Source organism: Mycobacterium colombiense (assembly GCF_001672755.1).
GTDB classification, from domain to species: domain Bacteria; phylum Actinomycetota; class Actinomycetes; order Mycobacteriales; family Mycobacteriaceae; genus Mycobacterium; species Mycobacterium colombiense_C.
On record NZ_LZKI01000195.1, the window covers coordinates 1 to 25,741 of the forward strand.

The window sequence follows — 25,741 nt, forward strand, 5'->3', positions numbered from 1 at the left end:
TGAAGGAGACACTGCGGATGCGGCCTGTACTCGCCCTGGTCAGCAGGCGACTCACAGAACCGATGGAGGTCGACGGGTTTTCGTTGCCCGCCGGGGCCAAGGTCGCGCCATCGATCTATCTCATGCACAGGCGTCCCGACATCTATCCCGACCCCGAGCAGTTCCGTCCCGAGCGGTTTCTCGACAACCGAGCCGGAACCTACACGTGGATTCCATTCGGAGGTGGCGTGCGTCGTTGCCTTGGTGCGACTTTCGCCGAATGCGAGATGCGGATTGTGCTTGGCGCGCTGTTCAGCACCGCACGGGTGCGCCCCGTCGACCTCCATCGGTTCTGTGAGTCGCCTGCTGACCAGGGCGAGTACAGGCCGCATCCGCAGTGTCTCCTTCACCACGGCATCGGCGTACCGTTGGCCGTCGCCGGATTGCGTCTCTTCGATGAGTCGCGAATGCGCATCCGGATGACGGATGATCCGCTCGACCGCCCAGGCCAATCCCGATGCCGTCGTTTCGTGGCCCGCCAGTAGCAACGTGACGAGCTCATCGCGAATCTCTTGGTCGCTCATCGGGTTACCGTCTTCGTGCTCGGCCCTCAACAGCATCGACAGGACATCGGTGCGGACATCGAGGTCGTTTTGCATTCTGCGAGTGGCGATCTCGTCGTGGAGCAGCCGATCCACTTCGCCCAGCAGTCTGTTGGTAAGCGCGGTCCTCAGTTGTTGGGGACCTACGACCAAAAGAAACATCTGCGCGATGGCGTGGGTGGTGAGGGCGAGCATCCGCTGTAGCGCCTGGCGCAGCCGGTCCATGCTTTCCCCTTGTTCGAGCCCGAACACGAGGTGCAAGATGACTTCGAGCGTCAACGCCTGCATCCGAGGATGCAGGCGCACCGGCACACCCCTTGGCCAGCCGGCAATCTCGGCCTCGACAATGGCGGTCATGGTGCTGATGTAGCTCTGCAAGTGGTTGCCGCGAAAGGCGGGCATGAGCAAACGGCGCTGTTCTTTGTGCGCGTCGCGGTCGAGCAGTAGAACCGAGTTCCGGCCCACCACGGGCAGCAGGATGCGGTTCGCCTCCCCGGCGAGCGCCAGTTCCGGAGGCGCGGTGAAAACCTGCCGCACCGCATCTGGATGCGAGACCATCACGATCGGTCCTTCACGGACCAACTTCATGGTGAACGTGTCGCCATATCGAGCGGCGGCACGTTCCATGAATTCCCATGGTCGGGCTATCCACTCAGCGGTTTGCGCTGCCGTTGGTAGTCGAGGACCAGGTGGCAGGGAGTCGGCAGCCATCTTTTACCCCCTAGTGGGGACGGCGCGATCGATCGCTTCAAGCACAGCAACTTTATGTGCTGGGGCCTACCAACTACCAGACCCTCGATCACCTTCGACGCGTCGTGGCGCGAGCGGATGGCCGCGAAGCCATAATCGGCTACACACCGCCTGAACTGCTCAAACTCTGTGATGCGAACGAGTGGAATGGACAAGCTACCGTTCTTGCCCGGGGGTTCGTAGTCTCGTCAAAGTTACTCGCGTCAGGGTCTCTCAACACCCGAGGTCACGTGTTCCGGCCGAACCCCAATACCTCATTAAGCAATAGCAGTAAATGAAGCTCGCCAAAACTCATAAGAACTTCATGTAAGGCGCGACACTGTGCCGGAGTAACGGCAGCCACCGCTACCCGGCAAGAAATGGGAAGCATGAAGATCACTTTTGCGGGATTCAAGATAGCGACTGCAGCCGCCATAGAACCGTTGGTCGCCGCGTCCGGGGAGGACGCGCACGCTTATCCGGGTGCGACAAAATGACTGGGACAAACCGTTATTGGCGCGAAAACCAGTGTGACTTAAATTTACAGACGGGCGCGTACAACGGGCGTGCGGTACGCGGGTGGTGCAAGCGCCGGGCCCGCCGATCCAGGCCCCGGCCATGCCGCCAGTGCAGGCACCGAGCAGTCCGCCGTCCACCCAGGCACCAGCCACCATGCCGGCGCAAGCACCGGACTATTCACCGACCGTGCCTATTCGGCGACGGGGCTGGCTTTTGTTCCCGCGAAGCCAAGCTGGAGGCAATTGCCCATGGCGGCCAACAAAACCGCCGTATGACGGAGTCTACTCAAAATCGACCATATTCGGCTTTGGTGGGTGCGACCTAACCTGAGGACAGTTCCCCGCGTTTGACAACGTTAGGAGTAATAGGTCATGTTGACGCGATTAAAACGCGGATTGAAACATTACAGGGACACGATTCATCGCAAAAAGCGTATTCAGATGTGGGTTGGCGTTCTTTTAATAATGGGAATCGCCGGTATATTCGGTAGCAGTTTCCTGGAAGACGAGCGGTGGCAGAGGCTTGTCGAGGGTCTTGGCGATGCATTCTTCATCGCTGCGGTTGTCGCCTACTTGGTCGACCCTTTGGCACAAGCGCACCTCGCGCAAGAGTGGGGTCGCGACCTCTACTGGGCGATCTTCAGCCCCCACGCACCCGCAGAATTCAAGGAAGCACACCAAAACCTTGCGGCACCCGATGCGGTAATCGAGATGTGTACTCACGAACTCAACATCACACATGCGGAAGGAACCGCCCCGGAGGTGTTGACCATCGATTGGCAGATCTCGATCGATGGCAAGGTGGTCAACCGAGCCGGCCTCAAGCTGGACGACCAGGTATTTGTCGTGAGGCGACACGACGGTAGCGCATCGTCCTATACATATTGGTCATTCCAAAGCGAGGGTCGAGATCAGTTGGTGTTCGATGAGGACGGATTGCATCAGCGGAAGGCGCTCAGGACGGAGCCGAGTGGCCGACGCGTATTGGACCAGTCGAAGCTGTGGGATAAAATGGAGAAGGTTGAATTCGGAAAGCGGTTCTGGTCGGATCGACATGTTATTACGACCCGCCTCACCACGGATTACCTCACATTATTTCAACCCAGAATGGTTCTTAAGCACCGGATCGTGGTCAGGGGACCCGCTGCGTCAAAACTCGACTTCTACATTACACAACTCGGCGCTCGCTTCGGTGAGCTTGAATTTGAAGCCGATAAAGCACCGGACGGAACCCCTTACCAGTTTCAAGAACTTCACAACGTCGCCTTCCCCGGGCAAACAACACTGCTGTTTTGGCACCCGAAAGATGGCGTCGAAGTGAAGCCGACCGGCGCAGCGCCGGACCGTTAAGCCCGCTGTCGCTGTCCTATTTAATGCGCCTCGGCGCGCTACAGCCCGCACCGAAGTAGCGGTTCGCATCTGCAAAGAGTCATCTTTTAAAGATGCTCGGACGCGCAAAAGCATCCATGGCGCTCAATCTTTACGCCGATGTGTTCGATCAGGATGTGGACCGCGCAGCGGTCCGTCTGGATGCGGCGATGCAACTGCTGCGAACAGTTCCGAAGTCCGAAGTCATGTTCGGCGATACGCCCTGACCAGTTCAAACTTTGTGGAGCTAAGGGGAATCGAACCCCTGACCTACTCGATGCGAACGAGTCGCGCTACCAACTGCGCCATAGCCCCTGACCGCTAGCAGGCTACCAGCCGCGGCACCAACTACCGAACTGCCAGCACTATTCGCCGACGGCACGCGGCAAGTCCCGCGGCCAACCGAAGGTCCGCATCGCCATCGCGTAGTCCAGGTGCTCGAAGACGGGGTCCTCGTCGTCGATCTCCAGCACCACCGCGCCGGGACGTCGCAGCCGCGACGGGACCACGTCGTAGTCGCGGTCGTAGGCGTTCTCCACGCCGAGCCGCGCCCTCGCCATCCGCTTCATCCGGCGGTTGCGCACCTTCTCCTCGATGCGCGTCTGGCGCCGCAGGTAACCCAGGTACATCAGGGTGATCGCGGTGGCGGTGCCGCACACCCACCAAGCGGTCGGCGAGACCTGGAAGGCCGCGGTGGCCGAGCCGACCAGAACGACGGCCATCACCACCAGGACCTTCTTGCGGAAGGCGTACTTGCGGGCGCTGACCGCGGCGGCGGTCTTGTTGTCGAACCGGCGCCGTCGCGAGGCGTTGCGCGGCATCGGCGCCGGCGCCTCCTCGTCGGCGTCGTCAGGCTCGGCGGCGGGCTCCAAACCAGACGAGTCCTCGACGTACTCGTAACTGTCCTCGTCCTCGTCGTGTTTGGCGACGGCCTCGGTTTCCGCCACGTCCTCTTCGATCGGCTCGATGTCGGCCGTCTCCGGCTCCTCGGCAGAACCGCTGGCCCCCACCGGAAGTACGTGGGAATCCTCGACCACATCGACGTCGAGATAGTCGGGCTCGGTGGGCTCGGCGACGGCCATCCTCATCACGACCGGGCGCCGGCGGCTCAGCTCGTCGGTGTCGGCGTCGTCGTCAGCCTCGTGGTCGCGGTCTTCATCCTCGGAGAGGTCGCGCTCCTCGTCGAGGTCGGTGTCGGCCGATTCTTCCGGCGGCGTCCAGTTGGGGTCGCTGCGATGCCCGGCGGCCGGACCGTTGCGTTTGATCAGCCGGGAGTTGCCTCCACCGTTGAGCACCCGGGTCGCCAATGCCACGTCGCTGGTGCGCCGCACCGCGTCGCGCTTGCTGACGAGCATCGGCACCAAGACGAACAGCCACAGCACCACGAGCGATATCCACAACAATGACTGCGGGATGCTTGGCATGATGACCTGCTCTCTTCGGTGTCCATCCCCCGCGAAGCCCATTGGTGGCCAACGCGGCCGGGTCGTACTGACCAGGACAATTACACACCTGTAATTTGCCTCTCACAAGCACCACGAGTCACTCGTGTCGCGCCAGTCCCAGAAGGGCAACGATTTGGACTCCCCCGCGGGCCGTCGGAGATCCCAGGAAGGGACGGCCAAATCCCCGCCTCGCCGGCGAATCCGTCACACCCAGCTGGCGTTACCCGCGCGGACCAGCGCCGATGCCACCGAGCCGCTGACCTCTTCCACGGTGATGGCCATCAGCAGGTGGTCGCGCCACGCCCTGTCGACTTCCAGGTAGCGCTGCAGCAGGCCTTCCTGGCGGAAGCCGACTTTGGCCAGCACGGCCCGGCTCGCGGCGTTTTCCGGGCGCACGGTGGCCTCGACGCGGTGCAACATCACCGGGCCGAAACAATGATCCAGCCCCAGCGCCAGCGCCGCGGTGGCCACACCGCCGCCGGTGGCCGATCGCGGCACCCAGTAGCCGATCCACGCCGACCGCAGCGCGCCGTGGGTGACATTGCCGATGGTCAGCTGGCCGCAGAAGTGGCCGTCGAGCTCGATGACGTAGGGCAGCATCCGCCCCTGCCGCGCCTCGGCGCGCAAACCGGAACACAGCGCCGGCCAGGCCGCCACCGCATGACGGGTCGTCCAATCACCCTCGGAGCTGGGCTCCCACGGTTCGAGATGCGCACGATCGGTCAACCGGATCCGACTCCACTGCGCGCCATCGCGCAGCCGCACCGCCCGCAACCGCACGACGCCGGCCGGAACCCGCAGTGGCCCAACGCTCATGGGCCACCCTGGATGACGGGAATTGGCGCGCAACAGGTTCACCGCGTATGCAGTTCTTTCGCTCAGCCGCGCTGAGCCAGGAAGGCGACGTCGACGATCTCGCCGGTGCGGATCTGCTCGGCGCCGCTCGGCACCACCACCAGACAATTCGCCTCGGCAAGAGTCGCCAGCAGGTGCGACGACGCGCCGGGGCCGCCGCCGAGCGCCTGCACCAGATACTCGCCGCTCTCCTGGTCGCGCATCAGCTGGCCGCGCAGGAAGCCCTTGCGTCCGGCCACCGACGTGATGGGCGACAGCGTGCGCGCCTGCACGATGCGGCGCATCGGCTGGCGCTTTCCCAGCGACAACCGGATCAAGGGGCGGACCATCACCTCGAAGACCACCAGCGCGCTCACCGGGTTGGCCGGCAGCAGGAAGGTCGGGACACCCTCGCGGCCCAGCTGCCCGAAACCCTGGATGGATCCCGGATGCATGGCGACGCGCACAACCTCTATCTCGCCGAGCTCGGCGAGCACCTGGCGCACCGCCTCGGCCGCGGCGCCCCCGACCGCGCCGGCGATCACGATCACCTCCGCGCGATTGATCTGCCCCTCGACGATCTCGCGGAGCTCGCGGGGTCCGCCGCTGACGATCCCGACGCGGTTGACCTCCGCACCGGCATCGCGCGCCGCTGCGGCCAGCGCATAGGAGTTGACGTCGTAGACCTGCCCGTTGCCCGGGGTGCGCGAGATGTCGACCAGTTCGCCGCCCAGCGCCATGATCGTCACCCGGGGCCTCGGGTGCACCAGCACGCGTTCGCGGCCGACCGCGGCCAGCAGCCCGACCTGCGCCGCACCGATCACCGTCCCGGACCGCACCGCGACGTCACCGGGCTGGACGTCGTCGCCGGCGCGGCGCACGTAGGCGCCCGACGGGGCACCCCGCAGGATCCGCACCCGCTGCGTCCCGCCGTCGGTCCACCGCAACGGCAGGACCGCGTCGGCCAAGGTCGGCAGCGGCGCCCCGGTCTGCACGCGCACCGCCTGGCGCGGCTGCAACCGGCTCGGGGTTCGTGACCCCGCCTCGACCATGCCCATCACCGGCAGCACCAGGCCCTCGCGCCCGTCGCTCTCGCCCGACTCCTCGAACGGCCCGGGAAGGCCCTCGCTGCCCACCTCGCCGACACCGAGGACGTCGACGCTGCGCACCGCATAGCCATCGATCGCGGCTTGGTCGAAGCCGGGCATCGGGCGCTCCGTCACCACTTCTTCGGCGCACAACAATCCCTGCGCCTCGGCGATCGCCACACGTATCGGCCGCGGGGCCACCGCGGCGGCCGTGATCCGGGCCTGCTGCTCTTCCACCGAACGCACAGCGCGCCTCTCTGCCGTCGGGCCGCGCGTAGGGCGACCCGCTCACTGCGCAGGCGGGGCATCCCCGCCCGGGACCGCTACGCGTTCCGCCGTCGTCCGCCGGCCGGGTTAGCGCCCGGCTACTGCTCGGCCAGACCTAATCGCGCCACCAACCACTGCCGCAAATCCGGGCCGTAGTCGTCACGATCCAATGCAAAGTCAACCGCAGCCTTGAGGTAGCCGCCAGGATTTCCCAAGTCGTGTCGAGATCCGCGATGCACGACCACGTGCACCGGGTGGCCCTCCGCGATCAGCAACGCGATGCCGTCGGTGAGCTGTACTTCGCCGCCGGCCCCACGCTCGATGCGGCGCAACGCGTCGAAGATGGCGCGGTCGAGCACGTAACGGCCGGCGGCGGCGAACGGCGACGGCGCGTCTTCGGCCGGTGGCTTCTCGACCATGCCGTTGACCTTGAGCACGTCGGGATTGTCGTCGTCGGGAATCGGTTCGACGTCGAAAACGCCGTAGGCGCTGACCTCTTCGGGTGTCACCTCAATGGCGCACAACACCGTGCCGCCGTAGTGCGCGCGCACCTTCGACATCGTGCCCAGCACGCCGGTCGGCAGGACCAGGTCGTCCGGCAGCAACACCGCGATGGCGTCCTCGTCGTCGGCCAGCCGCGACTCCACGCAGCCGATCGCATGCCCCAGGCCCAGTGGCTCGCTCTGCACCACGGACTCGACCTTGATCAGCTGCGGCGCGCGGCGGACCTTGTCGAGCATCGCCGTCTTGCCGCGCTCCTCCAGCGTGCTTTCCAGCACCAGGTCCTCGACGAAGTGCGCGACGACGCCGTCCTTGCCCTCCGAGGTGATGATCACCAGGCGCTCGGCACCGGCCTCGGCCGCCTCGGCGGCCACCAGCTCTATGCCCGGCGTATCGACAACCGGCAACAGCTCCTTGGGGACCGTTTTGGTCGCCGGCAAGAAGCGGGTCCCGAGACCCGCGGCGGGCACGACCGCAGTGCGTGGCACCACCACGTTTGGGCTTGACATTGTTCACACGATAACCCGCATCCACTTCGCCGAGTCGATGTGGCGCGGGCAAAGACCGGGCTGTCATGGTTAACAAATGGCGACCACCAGCAAAGCCGCGCTGCGCGACCAGCTGCTCGCCGCCCGGCGCCACGTTGCCGACGACGTTCGCGCCGCCGAGGCGCGGCAGGTGTGCGAGCGGCTGGAGGCCCTGGAAGGCATTGTGACCAGCGGCAGCACGATTTGCGCCTACGTGCCGGTGGGCACCGAGCCGGGGTCCATCGAGATGCTCGACATGTTGCTGCGGCGCACCGGGCGAGTGCTGCTGCCGGTCGCGCGCACCGCGGCCGATAACACGCCGCTGCCGTTGTCCTGGGGCGAATACCGGCCCGGCACGCTGACCACCGGGCGGTGGGGGCTGCTCGAACCGCCGCAGCCGTGGCTGCCGTCATCCGCCCTGGCGCACGCCGGCGTGGTGCTGGTGCCGGCCCTGGCCGTGGACCGCCGCGGCGTGCGGTTGGGTCGCGGCCGGGGTTTCTACGACCGCTCGCTGGGCGGCCGCGACCCGCACGCGCGGCTGATCGCGGTCGTCCGCGACGCCGAGGTGCTCGACGAAGTACCGGCGGGTCCGCACGACATTCCGATGACCCACGCGCTCACGCCGCGACAGGGATTGATCGATCTTGGTGGGCGCTGACATATCGGGAATGAGACATGTCACGTGGCGGTTCTAGCACTTGAGACGCTAGAGTGCTAACCAGTTTGCAATCATCCGGAGGTTTTTGTGCCGACTTACAGCTATCAGTGCACCGAGTGCGACGATCGCTTCGACATCGTGCAGGCCTTCACCGACGACGCGCTGACCACCTGCAAACGCTGCGCCGGGCGGCTGCGCAAGCGCTTCAACTCCGTCGGCGTGGTGTTCAAGGGCAGCGGCTTCTACCGCACCGACAGCCGCGAATCCGGCAAGAAGTCGAGTTCGAGCAACGGCTCCTCGTCGAGCGACTCGGGCTCCAACGGCTCGAGCTCCAGCGACAAGTCGAGCTCGAGCTCGACCGACAAGTCCAGCTCCAGCTCGAACGAAAAGTCGAGCAGCAGCTCCACGACCTCCCCCGCCGCCGCGACCAACTGACGGTTATCCACACCGGCCTCGCCGGCCGTAAGCCCGAGCGCCGGGGTAACGCCTAGCGTTGCCGCGTGGGCCAATCATCCCTCAACCCAAGCCTATTGAGCCGGGTATCGCTGTGGTTGCGCCCGGACTGGGCACGCACCGTGCTGGCGCGCCGTGTCGCCGCGGGCGGGCTGGTGGCGCTGGCCGGGATTGCGACGCTGCGGTCCAACCCCGCCGGTGATTATGCACAAGTGGTGGTGGCCGAGCATGACCTGCGCCCCGGCGCCGCGTTGACTCCCGACGATCTCCGGCTCGAAAAGCGTTTGGCCGCAACCGTTCCCGACGGCGCGCGGGCTGACCTGGGCGCGGTGCTGGGTTCGACGCTGGCCGGCCCCACCCGGCGCGGTGAGGTGCTCACCGACGTCCGGCTACTGGGGAGCCGGTTGGCGGAGTCGACGGCCGGCCCGGGCGCCCGCATCGTGCCGCTGCATTTGGCCGACGCCGCTCTGATCGACCTCGTCCGGGTCGGTGACGTGGTCGACGTGCTGGCCGCGCCGGCCGGCAGTGGGCCGGACAACTCCCCTGTCGCCCCCAAGGTGCTGGCCACCGACGCCGTGGTGGTGCTGGTGTCGGCCAAAGAAAAAATGAAGACCGCCGACAGTGACCGCGTAGTGTTAGTTGCGCTGCCGGCTCGTGTGGCGAACACGGTGGCAGGGTCGGCGCTGGGCCAGACCGTGACGCTCACCCTGCACTGAGTGCCTGGCCGTTGTTGGTCTGCGAGCCGACAGCAAACGCTGTCCAGTCCCAGAAAGGCCATCCCCAATGCTCAAAGGGTTCAAGGAGTTTCTCTCGCGGGGCAACATCATCGATCTGTCCACCGCGGTGGTCATCGGTACCGCGTTCACCGCCCTGGTCACGCAGTTCACCGACAACATCATCAAACCGTTGATCAACCGCATCGGCGTCAATCAACAGTCCAATTTCGGCATCCTGCGGATCGGCATCGGGGGCGGCCAAGCCATCGATCTCAACAACGTCCTGTCGGCCGCCATCAACTTCGTGATCATCGCCGCCGTGGTGTACTTCCTGGTCGTGCTGCCGTACACCACACTGCGCAAGCGCGGTGAAGTCGAGCCGGCCGACGACGCGCAGGTGGTCCTGCTCAAGGAGATCCGCGACCTGCTCGCCCAGACCAACGGCGATTCGTCGGGCAAGCACGGCAGCGTGAGCATCACACCGCCGCCGGAGCACGGACCCCGCGCGGAAGCCGAATCGAAATCACCGGATAACCCCCAGTAGCAGGCGCGTCAGCTCCGCTTGCCGGTGCGTCCCGGTCTTTTCGAAGATGTGCTGCAAGTGAGTCTTGACGGTCGCGGCCGATAGCTCCAGGTCGTCCGCGATGGGTTTGACGCCGTCACCGCGCAGCATGCGCAGCGCGACGTCGGCTTCGGCATTGGTCAGGTCGAACAGCCGGCGGATCAACGCCCTGGGTGGCTCCAGTTCCCTCTCGGGGTCGATGATCACCACCAAAGCCTTTGCCCCACAGCTGTTTTCGACGTTACCAAGCGGAACGAGGTGAAGCACGTAGGGACGCTTGCCCGAGGGCCTGCTGATGGCCAGCGAGTCGCCGCTGCGAACGCCGGCCTGCCGTGCGCCGCAGGCGGCGGCCACGCCGGCTTGCAGCTCGTCGTTGCAGGACATGCGAGTGGACTCGATGCGCCTGCCGCGCAGCGTCATTCCGTCTTCGGCCGTCAGGATTCGTCGTGCCGCGGTGTTGAGGTGGACGACATCGCAGCCGGCGTCGACGATGGCGATCCCGTGTCGCATCGCATCGATCACCGCGGTGATGTCATCGCTGCTCGTTTCCAGTTCCGAGAGATGCGCGCGGGTGCGAAGCGCCTGCTGCAGATGGGGAATCAGGGCCCGGACGACCTTGACCCGCTCCGCGGTCTCGAACGGCTCGTCTCTGGTCGGAGCGGTGACCACGAAGCTGGTGTCCGGTTCCCCGGCCAGCCGGACGAACAGCCCGTCGGTCAGCTCGAATGGCCGCTGCCAGTCGTTGTAGAACTCGGACCGCGATTTGTGCGCCACCAACTCCTGCCCACCCCGGATCAGCCCGGCGGGGCCCTGCTCGCAGGCATCCAGCACGAAGTCGATGCGGCGGTAGTAGGCGTCGTAGGTTCTGACCGCTTCCACTGGGATGGTCGCCGCCAGAACACAACGTGCGTTGCCGGTGCCCGCCACGAGTCCGCACGCCGTGGCGCCGAGCAGCCGGCTGGTTTCGTCGAGCGCCACCGACCAGTTCCCCGGCCTGATCGCCGAGGCGTGGACCGCAGAGACTAAGCGAGAGAACTCATCGATCGTGACCATCGCCGGTCCCTGGGAAATCTGTCGACACCTCAGCACGCCTTCGCCCAACGGAGTGGTTGCGTGACTTTAGCGCGATCTCAACCGTTTGGGCGACGCTTTCCTTCGTTGCTGTGGTTCAGTGGCCCCCGTTACCGCAAACACTTCAGGTCCGCCACGGTCGGCCCGTGACGCGGGCCGCGAGCAGTTTTGATCGTGGAGGTTGAGAATGAGCAATCCGGGCGCACCCGTCGACGCATTTGCGGACGAAACGAATTGCGACGTCTGCATCGTCGGAGCCGGCGTCGGAGAACTCAACGCTTTGTTCGTCGCGAGCCGATACCTCTCCCGGTATCAGACGGTCGTCCTGATCGACCGCCGGGAGCGTGTGGGCGGCATGTGGGTGGACACCTACCCGTACGTGCGCCTGCACCAGCCCCATGGGCTGTTCACCGCGGGAAAACGTCCCGCTCTACGAGCTGGATATCGACGAGCTGCGGCGCAAGGCGAACCCGGTCCTTCCCTATGCCGTGTTCGCCCTGCTGCGGTACAACCTCAGCCTGATCGCCGACGTCCTGCCCACCAGCGCATTTCGGGACTGCGGGCTCGATCCGGACCGCTGGTATCCGTTGCCTCGCCGCTTGCTGAGCACCGCGCGGTTCGCGCTCACCCACCATCGTCAGCGCGAGCACAACCGTCAGACGCTGGACACAGTCCGCGACCGGTTCGACGTTCGTTGCGGCCCGTTGACCGATTCCGCGGCGATCGCCTAACCGCGCAATTCAGATCTCCAGGCTCGACAACTGCCCGATGATCTGGGCGGCCAGCGGATTCAGCGTCGCCATGCCGTCGCGCACGGCGTAGCGGGAGCCGGCCAGGTTGACCACCAGCGTGCTACCGGACACCCCGGCGAGACCGCGTGACAATCCGGCATCGATGATGCCCGCCGACAGGCCCGACCCGCGGATAGCCTCCGCGATACCGAGGATTTCGCGATCCAGGATCTCGCGGGTGGCCTCCGGGGTGACGTCGCGCGGTGTGACGCCCGTCCCGCCGACCGAGACGACCAGGTCCACCCCGCCGATCACCGCGGTGTTCAGCGCGTTGCGGATCTCGATCTCGTCAGCGGCGACCGCGACCACACCGTCGACGACGAATCCCGCCTCGGTCAGCAGCTCGGTCACCAGCGGACCGCTGTGGTCTTCGTCCCCGTGAGCGGTGCGATCGTCGACCACCACAACCAAAGCCCGGCCAACTACCAATTCCGCACCCGTTTCCATGGGAGCAACCGTATATCCGAGCTCAGACAATCCCGTCGCCGAGGGTTCGTCCACTTTCACTACTGATCCGCCTTCCCGAGGGTGACCGGCAACGTCCGGCTGCCGCCGCCAGCGGGATCCTGGAACGTCAGCGTGATCTTGTCGCCGGGCGCCTTGGACCGCACCGCCGCGACCAGCGCGTCGGCGCTGTTGATCGGCCGGTCGTCGACCTTGGTGACCACCACGTTCTTGGGGACGCCGGCGGATGCCGCCGCGCCGCCCGAGACGACGTCGACGACCTTGGCGCCCGGGGTGCCCTTGTCGTTGGTCACCTGCACGCCGAGCGAGGCGTGGGACGCCTTGCCGGTGGCGATCAGCTCATCGGCGATGCGCTTGGCCTGATCGACCGGAATCGCGAAGCCCAGGCCGATCGAACCGCTCTGGGCGTCCGGCGAATCGGCGCCCAGCGTGGCGATGGCCGAGTTGACGCCCACCAGTTGGCCGTTCATGTTGACCAGCGCGCCACCGGAGTTACCGGGGTTGATCGCGGCGTCCGTCTGAATGGCGTCCAGCACGGTGTTCTGGTTGCCCGACTCACCGGTGGTGGACACCGGCCGGTTCAGCGCGCTGACGATGCCCGTGGTCACCGTGCCCGACAGACCCAACGGCGACCCGATCGCGACGACCGGCTGGCCGACGCGAAGATCGGACGAGGAGCCCAGCGAGATCGGGGTGAGCCCGGACATGCCCTGCACCCGAATCACGGCGATATCGCTGGTGGGGTCCGCGCCGACCACCGTGAACGGTGCGGTGCGACCGTCAGAGAAGGTCACCGTCGTCTTGGGCGTCGGGGAGCCGGCACCGGCGCCGCCGGGACCACCCGGGATGCCGGGAGGCACGGGAGCCGCGGGCGGAGCTGCCGGAGGGCCGCCGGGGCCCTTGGGCGGTCCCGCCGCGGCGGCGATCACGTGGTTGTTCGTCAGGATGAGCCCGTCGGTGGACAGGATGATGCCGGAGCCCTCTTCGGACTGGCGCCCTATGTCGGTCTCGAGCATCACGACGCTGGGCACCACCTTGGAGGCGACCCCCTCGACGCTGCCGGGCGGCATGTTCGCGGCCGGGACGCTGGGCGCCGCCCCGATGACACGCCCGCCGCCGTTCCCCGTCGCGTGCGTGCCGAGCTCGACGGCCGTCGCCGCGGCACCGCCGATACCGGCCGACACCACCGCGACGGCTAATGCGCCCACGACCAACAAGCCTGTGCGAGAACGCTTTTGAGGTTCGGGCGGGACAGGCATTCCGGGCAGCATGCCGGGCATGGGACCCGTGCCGGCGCCTCCCGGTATCGGGCCTGCGCCGGTGCCTCCCGGGATCGGGCCCGCGCCGGTTCCCCCCGGGATCCGACCCGGCCCGGTGTTGCTGAAGGGCTCGTAGGGCGGGCGGAACTGCGTCGTCGGCGACGACGAGGGCTGCGACCGATAGCGCCAGTCATATTGCTGGTTGTACGGCTGCTGTTGTCCCGGGGCGTAGCCGGAGGACCCCGCATGGCTCGGGACGTGCGCAGGCTGATTCGGCGCGGGGGGATAACCCGGCTGCTGCGGCGGTGGCGAATACCTCGGGTCATTCGTCATGTCGCTAAGTCGCTCTTCCTCTATCTCAGTGTTTCGGCAAGTCGACGGCTGGGTTCAACAGTAGCCGCAGACCTACCTTGCCCGCGCGGACTGAGAGTCCACTGAGATAACGTTCGCCGATTCCCGAGAGTTCGCCTCGTCGTCGGTCACCGCCTGTGTGGGGCCGGTTGCTGTGTCTACCTGGTCGGTTTCCACATCGTCGGCGGCCGTGGCGTACGTCGAAGCGGGTAGCGGCCGGCCGGGCAGCAGCACATAGAAGGACGTGCCCGGGGGCTGGCCGCCCGGAACGGTGTCCTCGACGCGCAGCATTCCCCCGTGGTTGAGCACGACCTTTTTGACAATGGCGAGCCCGAGTCCGGAGCCAGGCATGGCGCGTGCCGTCGTCGAGCGGTAGAACCGCTCGAACACCAGACGACGCTCCTGGGGCGGGATACCGGGGCCGTGGTCGGCGATCACCAGCTCCGCGTGCGATGGGTCGAGCTGGCGCATCGTGACACCGACGTGCCCACCGGGCGGGCTCCACTTGGCGGCGTTGTCGAGCAGGTTGAGGACGGCGCGCGACAACCCGGCGGCGTCGCCGTACATCTGCCACGGCGTCACGTCGACGTCGAAGTGAATGTCGTTGCGCCGGCGCCTGACTCGCTCCAGGCTGCGATCGACGACCTCGGACATGTCGACGGGTTCGTGCACCACCTGGCCGGCGTCATCCCGGGTGAGATCCACCAGATCGCCGACCAGCGTTGACAATTCCTCGATCTGCGCGATGACATCGGTGCGCAAGTCGACCATCTCCTGCTCGGGCAGGCGGGGCGCCCCCGGCTCCATCGCGGCCATCAGCAGCTCGACATTGGTCCGCAGTGACGTCAGCGGGGTGCGCAGTTCGTGCCCGGCATCGGTGACCAGCCGTGCCTGTCGCTCCCGGGATTCGGCGAGCGCGCGCAGCATCAGGTTGAACGACTCGGTGAGCCTTGCCAATTCGTCGCTACCGAACACGGGAATAGGTCTCAGGTCATCGGTGCGTGCCACCCGCTCGGCCGCTTCGGTCAGCCGTGCCACCGGGCGCAGCCCGGCCCGGGTCACCATGCCGCCCGCCACCGCGGCGATCGCCACACCTACGCCGCCGACGATCAGCAGCACCCAGCGCAGCCGGTTCATCACCGCCTCGGTGGGCTTGAGGCTCTTGGAGATCAGCAGCGAGGTGCCGTTCTGCAGGTGCACGGCGAGGATTCGCTGGTCGCCGGCGGTGCGCCGCGACATGAACAAGTCACCGTGGATGACCGCTTTTTCCGGCGAGCCGACGGGCAGGGTCTGACCCGGCTGCTGGGCGGTGTAGATCGCGTGGCCCGGGTTCACCAGCATCGCGTTGACGTCGGAATAGGCGGTGCCCTCGATGGCTTTGCCGGGGTCGGCAGCCAGTGAACCGCTGGCGATCAGCAGTTGCGCCCGGCTTTGCAGCTGGTTGTCGATGTCGCTGTACAGCGCGGCCGAGATCACGGCGTAGACGGCGAAGGCCATCAGCACCACGACCATGGCCACCATCGACATGGCCAGCAGCATCACCCGCCACCGCAACGACAGGGAGGGCGTTGCGCGCAACGGTGGGCGCATCGGTGGGCGTTGAGGCCGGTGAAACCGGATCATCGAGGGGCCCGCATTGTCACGGGGGCGTCTCCCGAAGGACGTAACCCACACCCCGCACGGTGTGGATCAGACGCGGCTCCCCATCGGCTTCGGTCTTGCGCCGCAGATAGCCCACGTAGACCTCCAGCGCGTTGCCCGAGGTGGGGAAATCGAATCCCCAGACCTCCTCGAGGATGCGGCTGCGGGTGAGCACCCGGCGCGGATTGGCGATCAGCATTTCCAGCAGCGCGAACTCGGTGCGGGTCAGGCTGATCCGGCGCTGACCGCGGGTGACCTCGCGGGTCACCGGATCCAGTGTCAGGTCCGAGAACGTCATCGCCACCGAATCGGCGTCCTCGTCCTCCGGCTTGGTGCGGCGCAGCAGCGCCCGCATCCGGGCCAACAGCTCTTCCAGGGCGAACGGCTTCGGCAGATAGTCGTCGGCGCCGGCGTCCAGGCCGGCGACCCGCTCCGACACCGAATCGCGCGCGGTGAGCACCAGGATGGGCAGGTCGTCGCCGGTGCTACGGAGCTGACGGCACACCTCGAGGCCGTCCAGGCGCGGCATCATCACATCCAGGACGAGGGCATCGGGCCGCTCGTTCGCGATCAGCTCGAGGGCTTCGACCCCGTCATGGGCCAACTCAACGGAGTAGCCGTTGAAGGACAACGACCTACGCAGCGACTCGCGCACCGCGCGATCATCGTCGACGACCAGTATTCGCACGGACCCTAGTTTCGTCCCACCGCCTGAGACTGACCTGAGAGGCGCGCCGGGCGGGGGCTAGCGGCGGCCGCAAGCGCGGCGAAGCCGGGCGCGGCGGGCCGCCGCCACCGGGCTAGCGGCGGTCGAGGTCGATCAGCCCGAGGCGGGCCGCCTTGAGCAGCCGCCGCGGCACTTTGTGCCGCTGACCTGCGACCGTCACACCGACGAGTTCGGTCTTCTCGGCCTTCCACTGCGCGCGCCGGCTACGGGTGTTCGCGCGCGACATTCTGCGCTTGGGTACGGCCATGGTCGGGCCTAACTCCTCAATGTGGGACTTGCAGTTCGGCATGTCGCGCGGCGTGGCCGGTGGGCCGAACGGGCGACGATCGCACATCAGGATAGTCGCTGGTCCGCCTGTGGCCAAAATGGACGTCCGCGCGCCGATCCCCTGCCCGCCGGCGCGGCGCGGGCGCCCCGTTCCGAAGTGGGATCCTTGACGTGACACCGACGGTACCCGCTAACCTACCGGTTGGTTGGTGGGTCCGAACCGGTGAATCCCCGAATGGAGGACAGGCATGGCCTCTGCTTCCGGCGCTTCCGGCGCCTCGGACAGTTCCGGCGCCGTCCGGATCGCGAACTGTTCGGGGTTCTACGGCGACCGGCTGTCGGCCATGCGCGAGATGCTCACCGGTGGTGACGTCGATTACCTCACCGGCGACTACCTGGCCGAACTCACCATGCTGATCCTGGGCCGGGACCGGATGAAACACCCCGAGCGCGGCTACGCCAAGACGTTTCTGACCCAGCTCGAGGACTGCCTCGGCGAGGCCCGCGACCGCGGTGTCCGCATCGTCGCCAACGCCGGCGGCCTCAACCCGGCCGGCCTGGCCGACGCGATACGCGCGCTGGCCGACCGGCTGGGCATCGACGCCCGGATCGCCCACGTGGAGGGCGACGATCTGTTGTCGCGTGCCGCCGAACTCGGCCTGGGCAGCCCGCTGACCGCGAACGCGTACCTGGGCGCCTGGGGAATCGTCGACTGCCTCGACGACGGCGCCGACGTGGTCGTCACCGGCCGCGTCACCGATGCCTCGGTGATCGTCGGCGCGGCCGCCGCGCACTTCGGGTGGGACCGCACCGACTACGACCGGCTCGCCGGCGCCGTCGTCGCCGGCCACGTCATCGAGTGCGGGGCGCAGGCCACCGGCGGCAACTACTCGTTCTTCACCGAGGTCGCCGATCTCACCCAAGCCGGTTTCCCCCTGGCCGAGGTCAGCGCCGACGGATCCTCGGTGATCACCAAACACCCGGGCACCGGCGGCCTGGTCAGCGTCGACACCGTCACCGCACAACTGCTCTACGAAATCACCGGTCCGCGCTACGCCAATCCCGACGTCACTGCCCGGATGGACAGCGTCGAGTTGTCGTCCGACGGGCCCGACCGGGTGCGCATCAGCGGGGCACGCGGCGAGGCCCCGCCACCCACCTACAAGGTGTCGATGAACAGCATCGGCGGGTTCCGCAACTCGATGACCTTCGTGCTGACCGGCCTGGACATCGAGGCCAAGGCCGACCTGATACGCCGGCAACTCGACGCCGCGCTCAACGTCAAGCCCGCCGAACTGCAGTGGTCGCTGGCCCGCACCGACCACCCTGACGCCGACACCGAAGAGGCCGCCAGCGCTCTGCTGCACTGCGTCGTGCGCGACCCCGATCCCGCCAATGTCGGGCGCCAATTCTCCTCAGCCGCTGTCGAATTGGCGTTGGCCAGCTATCCAGGATTTCACGTGACCGCCCCGCCGGGCGATGGCCAGGTCTACGGCGTGTTCACCCCGGGATACGTCGCCGCCGATCAGGTACCACACGTCGCAGTGCACGCCGACGGATCCCGTGTCGATATCCCCTGCGCCACAGAGACTTTGGAGCTATCCCCGGCCACCACGCCACCGCTCCCGGAACCGCTGCCGGCCGGCCCGACCCGGCGGGTGCCGCTGGGCCGCATCGCCGGGGCGCGCAGCGGCGACAAGGGCGGCTCGGCGAACGTCGGGGTCTGGGTGCGCACCGACGAGCAATGGCGCTGGCTGGCCAACACTTTGACCGTCGAGCTACTCGAGGAGCTGCTGCCCGAGGCCGCGGACTTCGACGTCACCCGCCACCTGCTGCCGAACCTGCGGGCGGTCAACTTCGTCATCGACGGCATCCTCGGCCAGGGCGTCGCCTACCAGGCACGATTCGATCCCCAGGCCAAGGGGCTGGGCGAATGGCTCCGCGGCCGCTACCTCGACATCCCGGAGAGTCTGCTGTGAATCTTTGGACCACGCCAGAGCGCGAACAGCTGCGAAAGACGGTGCGCTCGTTCGCAGAACGCGAGATCCTGCCCCACGTTGACGAGTGGGAGCGCACCGGCGACCTGCCGCGCGAATTGCACCGCAGCGCCGGGGCCGCCGGGCTGCTGGGAGCGGGCTTCCCCGAATCGGTCGGTGGCGGTGGCGGCGACGGCGCCGACGCAGTGATCATCTGCGAGGAGATGCATCAGGCCGGAGCGCCGGGCGGTGTCTTCGCGTCGCTATTCACCTGCGGCATCGCCGTGCCGCACATGATCGCCTCGGGCGATCAGCGGCTGATCGATGAGTTCGTCCGCCCGACGCTGGCCGGCGAGATGATCGGTTCACTGGCCATCACCGAACCCGGCGGCGGTTCCGACGTCGGGCATCTGAGGACCTCGGCGGTGCGCGACGGTGACCATTACGTCGTCAACGGCGCCAAGACCTACATCACCTCTGGGGTACGCGCCGACTACGTGGTCACCGCGGTACGCACCGGAGGCGCCGGCGCGGGCGGGGTTTCACTGCTGGTGGTCGAGAAGGGCACGCCGGGCTTCGAGGTAACCCGCAAGCTGGACAAGATGGGCTGGCGGTCATCGGACACCGCCGAGCTGTCGTATACCGACGCCCGCGTGCCGGTGGCCAACCTGGTCGGCGCCGAGAACAGCGGCTTCGCCCAGATCGCGCAGGCCTTCGTCTCCGAACGAATCGGCCTTGCCGCACAGGCTTATTCGAGCGCGCAGCGCTGTCTGGACCTGACGGTGCAATGGTGTCGCGACCGCGAAACGTTCGGCCGCCCATTGATATCGCGGCAGTCGGTGCAGAACACGCTGGCCGAGATGGCCCGCCGCATCGACGTCGCCCGGGTCTACTCGCGCAGCGTGGTGGAGCGACAGCTCGCCGGCGAGACCAACTTGATTCCGCAGGTGTGTTTCGCCAAGAACACCGCGGTCGAGGCCGGCGAATGGGTGGCGAACCAGGCCGTCCAGCTGTTCGGCGGGATGGGCTATATGGCCGAATCCGAGGTGGAACGCCAATACCGGGACATGAGAATCCTGGGCATCGGCGGTGGGACCACCGAGATCCTCACCGCACTGTCCGCCAAACTGCTGGGATTCCAATCATGACCGTGCTGCAGTCCACCCTCGACGCCGAGGCCCCCGTCTTCACCGACGCCGCCGCGGCGGCGATCACCAAACTCGAGGAGATCGACACCGAGCTGGCCAATGCGCTGGCTGGCGGCGGGGCCAAATACGTTGAACGCCATCATGATCGCGGCAAGCTCACGGCACGCGAACGCATCGAACTGCTGGTCGACCAGGACTCGCCGTTCCTGGAGCTCAGTCCGCTGGCGGCGTGGGGCAGCGCCTTCAAGGTCGGCGCCAGCACGGTCACGGGCATCGGCGTGGTGGAAGGCGTCGAATGCATGATCGTCGCCAACGACCCGACGGTCAAAGGCGGCACCAGCAACCCGTGGACCCTGAAGAAGATCCTGCGGGCCAACCAGATCGCCTTCGAAAACCGGCTACCGGTCATCTCCCTGGTGGAATCCGGCGGCGCGGACCTGCCCACGCAGAAGGAGATTTTCATTCCGGGCGGCCGGATGTTCCGCGACCTGACCCGGCTGTCGGCGGCCGGGATCCCTACCATCGCATTGGTGTTCGGCAACTCCACCGCGGGCGGCGCCTACGTCCCGGGCATGTCCGACCACGTGGTGATGATCAAGGAACGCTCCAAGGTCTTCCTCGCGGGTCCCCCGCTGGTGAAGATGGCCACCGGTGAGGAATCCGACGACGAATCGCTCGGCGGCGCCGAAATGCATGCCCGGGTCTCGGGTTTGGCCGATTACTTCGCCGTCGACGAACTCGACGCGATCCGGATCGGCCGCCGCGTCGTCGCCCGGCTGAACTGGGTCAAGCAGGGGCCGAAACCCAAACCGGTCACCGCGCCGCTCTTCGACACCGAGGAGCTCATCGGCATCGTGCCCGCGGACCTGCGCATCCCCTTCGATCCGCGGGAAGTGATCGCCCGCATCGTCGACGGCTCCGAATTCGACGAATTCAAGCCGCTGTACGGCTCGTCATTGGCGACGGGCTGGGCCCAGTTACACGGCTATCCGATCGGCATCCTGGCCAACGCGCGCGGCGTGCTGTTCAGCGAGGAGTCCCAGAAGGCCACCCAGTTCATCCAGCTGGCCAACCGCTCCAACACGCCACTGTTGTTCTTGCACAACACCACCGGCTACATGGTGGGCAAGGATTACGAAGAGGGCGGGATGATCAAGCACGGCTCGATGATGATCAACGCCGTGTCCAATTCGACCGTCCCGCACATCTCTCTGTTGATCGGCGCGTCCTACGGCGCGGGCCACTACGGCATGTGCGGGCGCGCCTACGACCCGCGGTTCCTCTTCGCATGGCCGACCTCCAAGTCCGCGGTGATGGGGGGCGCCCAGCTGTCGGGGGTGTTGTCGATCGTCGCCCGCGCGGCCGCCGAGGCGCGCGGCCAGCAGGTCGACGAGGACGCCGACGCGGCGATGCGGGCCGCGGTCGAGGGCCAGATCGAAGCCGAGTCGCTGCCGCTGGTGCTGTCCGGGATGCTCTACGACGACGGGGTGATCGACCCGCGCGACACCCGCACCGTATTGGGAATGTGTCTGTCCGCCATCGCCAATGGCCCGATCAAGGGGACGTCGAACTTCGGCGTCTTCCGGATGTGAGCCCCATGATCACTCGAGTTCTGGTCGCCAACCGGGGCGAGATCGCCCGGCGGGTGTTCGCCACCTGCCGCCGGCTCGGCCTGGGCACCGTCGCCGTCTACACCGAACCCGACTCCGGCGCGGCGCACGTCGCCGAGGCCGATGCCCGGGTGCGGCTGGACAAGACCAACGACTACCTCAACGCCGCGGCCATCATCGCGGCCGCCCGCGCCGCGGGCGCCGACGCGATACACCCCGGCTACGGGTTCCTCTCGGAGAACGCCGAATTCGCGGCTGCCGTCCAGGACGCCGGCCTGACGTGGGTCGGCCCGCCGGTGGACGCGGTGCGCGCGATGGGCTCCAAGATCGAGTCCAAAAAGCTGATGGCCGCGGCCGGGGTACCGGTGCTCGACGAGCTCGACCCCGACGCCGTCACCCAGGCGCAGCTGCCGGTGCTGGTCAAGGCCTCCGCCGGCGGCGGTGGCCGCGGCATGCGGGTGGTCCGCGAATTGTCCGCTCTAGCAGGCGAAGTCGCCGCTGCGAGCCGCGAGGCGCAGTCCGCGTTCGGTGACCCGACGGTGTTCTGCGAGCGCTATCTGCCCACCGGGCACCACATCGAGGTTCAGGTCATGGCCGACACCCACGGCACCGTGTGGGCGGTCGGCGAACGCGAATGCTCGATTCAGCGCCGCCACCAGAAGATCATCGAGGAGGCGCCCTCGCCGCTGGTGGAGCGAACACCCGGCATGCGCGCCAAGCTGTTCGACGCGGCCCGGCTGGCCGCCGAAGCCATCGGGTACACCGGGGCCGGGACGGTGGAGTTCCTGGCCGACGACGACGGCGAGTTCTACTTCCTGGAGATGAACACCCGGCTGCAGGTCGAACACCCGGTCACCGAGGAGACCACCGGGCTCGACCTCGTCGAACTGCAGCTCGCCGTCGCCGACGGCGAGCGTCTCGACGTGCAACCGCCTGCCGCCCAAGGACATTCGATCGAGGCCCGGCTCTACGCCGAGGACCCCGCCAAGAACTGGCAGCCGCAGGCCGGCCGGGTGCACGCATTCGACGTGCCGTCGGTCCGGACCGAGTTCAGCTCGCTGGGACACCGGACCGGGATCCGGCTGGATTCCGGCATCGTCGACGGGTTCACCGTCTCGATCCACTACGACCCGATGCTGGCCAAGGTCATCTCCTACGCCCCGACGCGCCGTCAGGCGGCGCTGGTGCTCGCCGATGCGCTGGCCCGCGCCCGCGTGCACGGGGTGCGCACCAACCGCGATCTACTGGTGAACGTGCTGCGGCATCCGGCGTTCCTCGACGGTGCCACCGACACCGCGTTTTTCGATACCCACGACCTGGCGCGGCTGGCGGCGCCGCTCGGCGACGCCACGGTAATCCGCCTGTCCGCCATCGCGGGCGCGCTCGCCGACGCCGCGCACAACCGCGCCGTCGCCCCGGTGTTGGGCGCCGTCCCCAGCGGCTGGCGCAACCTGGCGTCGGGACATCAGGTCAAGGACTATCGCGACGACCAGGGTGACGAGCATCGGGTGCAATACCGGTTCAGCAGAACCGGATTGGCGCTCCCTGACGACCCCTCGGTGCGGCTTGTGTCGGCCACGGCGCAGGACGTGGTGCTGCGGGCCGACGGCGTCGACCACAGCTTCTCGGTGCGCCGGTACGACGCGGGCGATTCCGACGTCTACGTCGATTCCGCACGCGGAGCCGTGCACCTGGTCGCGCTGCCGCGCTTCCCCGAGCCCGGTTCGACGGTCGAAAAGGGCTCGCTGGTGGCACCCATGCCCGGCAGCGTCATCCGGCTCGGCGCCGCGATCGGCGACACCGTCACCGCCGGCCAGCCACTGATCTGGCTGGAAGCCATGAAGATGGAACACACCATCGCCGCCCCGGTCGACGGGGTACTCGCCGAACTCAACGTCAAGACCGGTCAGCAAGTCGAAGTCGGCGCCGTGCTGGCAAGAGTGGAAGCGCCGCAATCAGAAGGGGATCAAGCATGACCGACACCAGCTTCATCGAAAGCGAGGAGCGTCAGGCCCTACGCAAATCGGTGGCGGCGTGGGCAGCGAACTACGGCAGCGAGTACTACCTGCGCAAGGCCCGCGCCCAAGAGCACACCGACGAATTATGGTCCGAGGCCGGCAAACTCGGCTTCCTCGGAGTGAACCTGCCCGAGGAGTACGGCGGTGGCGGCGCCGGAATGTACGAGCTGTCGCTGGTCATGGAGGAGATGGCGGCCGCGGGTAGCGCGCTGCTGCTGATGGTGGTCTCGCCCGCCATCAACGGCACCATCATCAGCAAGTTCGGCACCGAGGAGCAGAAGAAGCGCTGGATCCCCGGCATCGCCGACGGCACGCTGACGATGGCGTTCGCCATCACCGAGCCCGACGCTGGCTCCAACTCGCACAAGATCACCACCACCGCCCGCCGCGACGGCAGCGACTGGATCCTCAAGGGCCAGAAGGTCTACATCTCCGGCATCGACCAGGCGCAGGCGGTGCTCGTGGTGGCCCGCACCGAAGAGGCCAAGACCGGCAAGCTGCGCCCCGCGCTGTTCGTGGTGCCCACCGACGCGCCCGGATTCACCTACACGCCAATCGAAATGGAACTGATCAGCCCCGAACGCCAGTTCCAGGTCTTCCTCGACGACGTTCGGCTGCCCAGCGACGCGCTGGTCGGCGCCGAAGACGCCGCCATCGCACAGCTTTTCGCCGGGCTCAACCCCGAACGCATCATGGGCGCGGCGAGCTCGGTGGGGATGGGACGGTTCGCCCTCGGCAAGGCGGCGGATTACGTCAAAACCCGCCAGGTGTGGGGCACACCGATCGGCGCGCACCAGGGCCTCTCACATCCGTTGGCGCAGTGCCACATCGAGGTCGAGCTGGCCAAGCTGATGCTGCAGAAGGCCGCCACCCTGTACGACTCGGGCAACGACATGGGTGCTGCCGAGGCCGCGAACATGGCGAAATACGCTGCGGCCGAGGCGGCCACGCGGTCGGTGGACCAGGCTGTTCAGTCGATGGGTGGCAACGGGCTGACCAAGGAGTACGGCGTGGCCGCGATGCTGACCTCGGCGCGGCTGGGCCGCATCGCTCCGGTCAGCCGCGAGATGGTGCTGAACTTCGTCGCGCAGACATCGCTTGGCCTGCCCCGCAGCTACTGATGGACGCGCTCGTCGAATACGCCGGCCCCGCCGACACGGGCGGCCCGTACGCGCGGCTGACACTGAACTCACCGCACAACCGCAACGCGCTCTCCACCAGGCTGGTCAACCAGCTGCATCAGGGACTGCGCGATGCCTCGGCCGATCCGGCCGTGCGGGTGGTGGTGCTGGGCCACACCGGCGGCACCTTCTGTGCCGGTGCGGATCTGAGCGAGGCCGGCGACGGCGACCCTAGTGGCGATCGCGAGGGCGGCGTAGCCGGGCGAAGCGGGTCGCCACCGTCGGCCAGTGGCGATCGCGAGCGCGGCGCAGCCGGGCGAAGCGGGTCGCCACCATCCGCGCGTGGCGATCGCGAGGGCGGCGTAGCCGGGCGAAGCGGGTCGCCACCGTCGGCGTACGACATGGCGGTCGAGCGGGCCCGGGAGATGGCCGCCTTGATGCGGGCCATCGTCTCCTCGCCGCTGCCGGTGATCGCCGCGATCAACGGGCACGTCCGCGCAGGCGGATTCGGTCTGGTGGGTGCCTGCGATCTCGCGGTCGCCGGCCCACGCAGCACCTTCGCGCTGACCGAGGCCCGGATCGGCGTCGCCCCGGCGATCATCTCGTTGACGCTGCTGCCGAAACTGTCGGCGCGGGCCGCGGCGCGCTACTACCTGTCCGGCGAGACGTTCGACGCCGGCCGGGCGGCCGAGATCGGACTGATCACCGAGGCCGCCGAGGACGTCGACGCCGCGGTCGACAAACTGGTCTCCGACATCGGCCGCGGTTCGCCGCAAGGCCTCGCGGCCTCCAAGGCACTGACCACCGCCGCGGTGCTGGACGGGTTCGACCGCGACGCCGAGCGGCTCGCCGAGGAATCGGCCCGGCTGTTCGTGTCCGGCGAAGCGCGCGAAGGCATGCTGGCGTTCCTGGAGAAGCGGCCGCCCAACTGGACGAGTTAGCCAGCCGAGAAGTTAGCCAGATGTCAAACAAAGGGCCCGGCCGGATGGCCGGCGGCGCGGCGCGGACCGGCGCAAGGTTGCAGTTTAGCCAATCCTCTTGCAGCAAAA

At 67.3% G+C, this 25,741-nt stretch carries 23 protein-coding genes, 1 tRNA gene and 3 pseudogenes; 15 read left to right on the forward strand and 12 right to left on the reverse strand.

Annotated features, from left to right (window positions below):
* Positions 1 to 62: 62 nt before the first annotated feature.
* Positions 63 to 263, forward strand: a pseudogene (locus tag A5708_RS27715) (cytochrome P450); the annotation flags it as partial.
* A gap of 105 nt (positions 264 to 368) precedes the next feature.
* Here A5708_RS27715 and A5708_RS27720 read toward each other — a convergent pair.
* A pseudogene (locus tag A5708_RS27720) lies at positions 369 to 1,292 on the reverse strand (cytochrome P450); the annotation flags it as partial.
* Positions 1,293 to 2,293: 1,001 nt separating this feature from the next.
* Between A5708_RS27720 and A5708_RS24825 the strand changes: the two are divergent.
* A complete protein-coding gene (locus A5708_RS24825; RefSeq protein WP_155766179.1) occupies positions 2,294 to 3,178 on the forward strand; it encodes a hypothetical protein in 885 nt (294 codons plus the stop codon).
* Positions 3,179 to 3,270: 92 nt separating this feature from the next.
* On the forward strand, positions 3,271 to 3,423 hold the full coding sequence (locus A5708_RS27330; RefSeq protein WP_196772751.1) for a hypothetical protein: 153 nt from the start codon (positions 3,271 to 3,273) through the stop codon (positions 3,421 to 3,423).
* Between the two features lie 15 nt (positions 3,424 to 3,438).
* On the opposite strand, the gene A5708_RS24830 is transcribed toward A5708_RS27330, so the two are convergent.
* From A5708_RS24830 to A5708_RS24850, 5 genes are all read right to left on the reverse strand, one after another.
* Positions 3,439 to 3,511: transfer RNA gene (locus A5708_RS24830), tRNA-Ala, on the reverse strand.
* 50 nt (positions 3,512 to 3,561) lie between these two features.
* Entirely contained in the window at positions 3,562 to 4,620 is a 1,059-nt protein-coding gene (gene glpR / locus A5708_RS24835; protein WP_065031154.1) for a gephyrin-like molybdotransferase receptor GlpR, read from the reverse strand.
* 225 nt (positions 4,621 to 4,845) lie between these two features.
* A complete protein-coding gene (locus A5708_RS24840; protein ID WP_196772753.1) occupies positions 4,846 to 5,499 on the reverse strand; it encodes a GNAT family N-acetyltransferase in 654 nt (217 codons plus the stop codon).
* Positions 5,500 to 5,519: 20 nt separating this feature from the next.
* Entirely contained in the window at positions 5,520 to 6,809 is a 1,290-nt protein-coding gene (gene glp / locus A5708_RS24845; protein WP_065031156.1) for a gephyrin-like molybdotransferase Glp, read from the reverse strand.
* A gap of 119 nt (positions 6,810 to 6,928) precedes the next feature.
* Entirely contained in the window at positions 6,929 to 7,840 is a 912-nt protein-coding gene (locus A5708_RS24850; protein ID WP_065031157.1) for a UTP--glucose-1-phosphate uridylyltransferase, read from the reverse strand.
* A 76-nt stretch (positions 7,841 to 7,916) separates the two neighbouring features.
* Between A5708_RS24850 and A5708_RS24855 the strand changes: the two genes are divergently transcribed.
* The 4 genes from A5708_RS24855 to mscL all read left to right on the forward strand — a co-directional run bounded on the left by A5708_RS24855 (position 7,917) and on the right by mscL (position 10,229).
* Entirely contained in the window at positions 7,917 to 8,516 is a 600-nt protein-coding gene (locus A5708_RS24855) for a 5-formyltetrahydrofolate cyclo-ligase (RefSeq protein WP_065031158.1), read from the forward strand.
* 87 nt (positions 8,517 to 8,603) lie between these two features.
* Positions 8,604 to 8,951: an FmdB family zinc ribbon protein gene (locus A5708_RS24860; RefSeq protein WP_065031159.1), complete on the forward strand. Its 348-nt coding sequence runs from the start codon at positions 8,604 to 8,606 to the stop codon at positions 8,949 to 8,951.
* A 65-nt stretch (positions 8,952 to 9,016) separates the two neighbouring features.
* Positions 9,017 to 9,685, forward strand: coding sequence for an SAF domain-containing protein (locus A5708_RS24865; RefSeq protein WP_065031160.1), 669 nt, complete (start codon positions 9,017 to 9,019; stop codon positions 9,683 to 9,685).
* Positions 9,686 to 9,752: 67 nt separating this feature from the next.
* A complete protein-coding gene (gene mscL, locus A5708_RS24870; RefSeq protein ID WP_065031161.1) occupies positions 9,753 to 10,229 on the forward strand; it encodes a large-conductance mechanosensitive channel protein MscL in 477 nt (158 codons plus the stop codon).
* On the opposite strand, the gene A5708_RS24875 is transcribed toward mscL, so the two are convergent.
* Positions 10,209 to 11,225, reverse strand: a complete 1,017-nt coding sequence (locus A5708_RS24875) for a helix-turn-helix transcriptional regulator (protein WP_196772755.1) — start codon at positions 11,223 to 11,225, stop codon at positions 10,209 to 10,211. The two genes, mscL and A5708_RS24875, sit on opposite strands and share 21 nt — an antisense overlap.
* 280 nt (positions 11,226 to 11,505) lie before the next feature.
* Between A5708_RS24875 and A5708_RS28080 the strand changes: the two are divergent.
* Together A5708_RS28080 and A5708_RS24880 are read left to right on the forward strand one after the other, a co-directional pair.
* A pseudogene (locus A5708_RS28080) lies at positions 11,506 to 11,736 on the forward strand (potassium transporter); the annotation flags it as partial.
* Positions 11,717 to 12,049, forward strand: a complete 333-nt coding sequence (locus A5708_RS24880) for a hypothetical protein (protein ID WP_065031163.1) — start codon at positions 11,717 to 11,719, stop codon at positions 12,047 to 12,049. The pseudogene A5708_RS28080 and the gene A5708_RS24880, both read left to right, overlap by 20 nt.
* 9 nt (positions 12,050 to 12,058) lie before the next feature.
* On the opposite strand, the gene A5708_RS24885 is transcribed toward A5708_RS24880, so the two are convergent.
* From A5708_RS24885 to rpmF, 5 genes are all read right to left on the reverse strand, one after another.
* The gene (locus A5708_RS24885) at positions 12,059 to 12,556 is read right to left on the reverse strand and encodes a MogA/MoaB family molybdenum cofactor biosynthesis protein (RefSeq protein ID WP_044487196.1); all 498 of its coding nucleotides are present in this window, start codon (positions 12,554 to 12,556) and stop codon (positions 12,059 to 12,061) included.
* A gap of 59 nt (positions 12,557 to 12,615) precedes the next feature.
* Positions 12,616 to 14,166, reverse strand: coding sequence for a S1C family serine protease (locus A5708_RS24890; protein WP_065031164.1), 1,551 nt, complete (start codon positions 14,164 to 14,166; stop codon positions 12,616 to 12,618).
* 72 nt (positions 14,167 to 14,238) lie between these two features.
* Complete coding sequence (locus A5708_RS24895) at positions 14,239 to 15,807, reverse strand: HAMP domain-containing sensor histidine kinase (RefSeq protein ID WP_065031165.1); 1,569 nt, start codon at positions 15,805 to 15,807, stop codon at positions 14,239 to 14,241.
* Between the two features lie 16 nt (positions 15,808 to 15,823).
* A complete protein-coding gene (gene mprA / locus A5708_RS24900) occupies positions 15,824 to 16,513 on the reverse strand; it encodes a two-component system response regulator MprA (protein ID WP_065031166.1) in 690 nt (229 codons plus the stop codon).
* 112 nt (positions 16,514 to 16,625) lie between these two features.
* Complete coding sequence (rpmF, locus tag A5708_RS24905; protein WP_003872812.1) at positions 16,626 to 16,799, reverse strand: 50S ribosomal protein L32; 174 nt, start codon at positions 16,797 to 16,799, stop codon at positions 16,626 to 16,628.
* Between the two features lie 268 nt (positions 16,800 to 17,067).
* Between rpmF and A5708_RS24910 the strand changes: the two genes are divergently transcribed.
* Genes A5708_RS24910 through A5708_RS24935 form a run of 6 tightly spaced genes read left to right on the forward strand, consistent with a single transcriptional unit; the run spans position 17,068 to position 25,633 of the window.
* Positions 17,068 to 18,798 carry an acyclic terpene utilization AtuA family protein gene (locus tag A5708_RS24910; protein WP_065031167.1) on the forward strand — a complete coding sequence of 577 codons (1,731 nt, stop codon included), beginning with the start codon at positions 17,068 to 17,070 and terminating at the stop codon, positions 18,796 to 18,798.
* Positions 18,795 to 19,943: an acyl-CoA dehydrogenase family protein gene (locus A5708_RS24915; RefSeq protein WP_065031168.1), complete on the forward strand. Its 1,149-nt coding sequence runs from the start codon at positions 18,795 to 18,797 to the stop codon at positions 19,941 to 19,943. The genes A5708_RS24910 and A5708_RS24915 overlap by 4 nt, the downstream gene beginning before the upstream one ends.
* A gap of 2 nt (positions 19,944 to 19,945) precedes the next feature.
* Positions 19,946 to 21,535: an acyl-CoA carboxylase subunit beta gene (locus A5708_RS24920; protein ID WP_155766182.1), complete on the forward strand. Its 1,590-nt coding sequence runs from the start codon at positions 19,946 to 19,948 to the stop codon at positions 21,533 to 21,535.
* A gap of 5 nt (positions 21,536 to 21,540) precedes the next feature.
* Positions 21,541 to 23,529 (forward strand): acetyl/propionyl/methylcrotonyl-CoA carboxylase subunit alpha, encoded by a 1,989-nt coding sequence (locus A5708_RS24925; protein ID WP_065031170.1) that lies wholly within the window; start codon positions 21,541 to 21,543, stop codon positions 23,527 to 23,529.
* Positions 23,526 to 24,692 (forward strand): acyl-CoA dehydrogenase family protein, encoded by a 1,167-nt coding sequence (locus tag A5708_RS24930; protein WP_065031171.1) that lies wholly within the window; start codon positions 23,526 to 23,528, stop codon positions 24,690 to 24,692. Before A5708_RS24925 ends, A5708_RS24930 begins: the two co-directional genes overlap by 4 nt.
* Positions 24,692 to 25,633 carry an enoyl-CoA hydratase family protein gene (locus A5708_RS24935; RefSeq protein WP_065031172.1) on the forward strand — a complete coding sequence of 314 codons (942 nt, stop codon included), beginning with the start codon at positions 24,692 to 24,694 and terminating at the stop codon, positions 25,631 to 25,633. The genes A5708_RS24930 and A5708_RS24935 overlap by 1 nt, the downstream gene beginning before the upstream one ends.
* Positions 25,634 to 25,741: the final 108 nt, after the last annotated feature.